The following is a 698-nucleotide window of genomic DNA, read 5'->3' as shown; positions in this document are numbered from 1 at the left end:
AGTCTTCTTTTATTGAATTCTAAAGATAATTTAATTCTCGAAAATGGTAACCATATATTTATTTATCAGATATTGTATGATATGATACTTAGGAAAATAGTACCAGTCGGAGGGTGTAAATCGTGAAAAAAAAGTTGCTGGTTAGTTCTCTAGTATCTCTTTTGCTTTTATCAGGTACATCAAGTGTGTTAGCTCATCCAGGGAGAACCGATGCAAATGGCGGACATACGTGTTGGACCAATTGTGCCAAATGGGGACTAGAATATGGAGAGTATCATTATCATGGCGGAGGTTCTTCCTCAAGTTCAAAGTCATCTAGTAGTTCGAGTAGCTCAACATCCAGTAGCTCTAGTTCATCTTCATCATCAAAATCTACAAAACCAAAAGAAACTAAGCCTCAATACACACAATCGTCTTTAAAAGTTTATGTAAACGATAAGAAAGTAAACTTTGCGAACAAACCTCTACAATATGAAGAAAGTAACTTGATCCCACTGCGTGACATTTCAAAAGCTCTAGGTGCCTCATTTACATACGATGCTGGGAGTGGAACGATCGGTTTAACAAAAAATAAGTACAAAGTAACGTTAACGCTGGGTAGTAAAACGGTATTTTACAATGGTATGTCTTCTACATTAAGTACCGCTCCAAAAGCCATTAACGGAATTACGTACATTCCTGTACAGGCTATTAAGGGT

Annotated in this window: 1 protein-coding gene; it reads left to right on the top strand. The window is 36.7% G+C overall.

The features are described 5' to 3' along the window. Positions 1–122 precede the first annotated feature (122 nt). Positions 123–698, top strand: a 576-nt coding sequence (locus tag HP548_RS00240; protein ID WP_175380575.1) for a stalk domain-containing protein, incomplete at its 3' end; no start/stop codon positions are given.

It is taken from the genome of Paenibacillus taichungensis (assembly GCF_013359905.1).
In the GTDB taxonomy this organism is placed as follows: Bacteria; Bacillota; Bacilli; order Paenibacillales; family Paenibacillaceae; genus Paenibacillus; species Paenibacillus taichungensis.
Note: the sequence above shows the minus strand (reverse complement) of the source record. Positions and strands in the feature narration are given on the sequence as shown.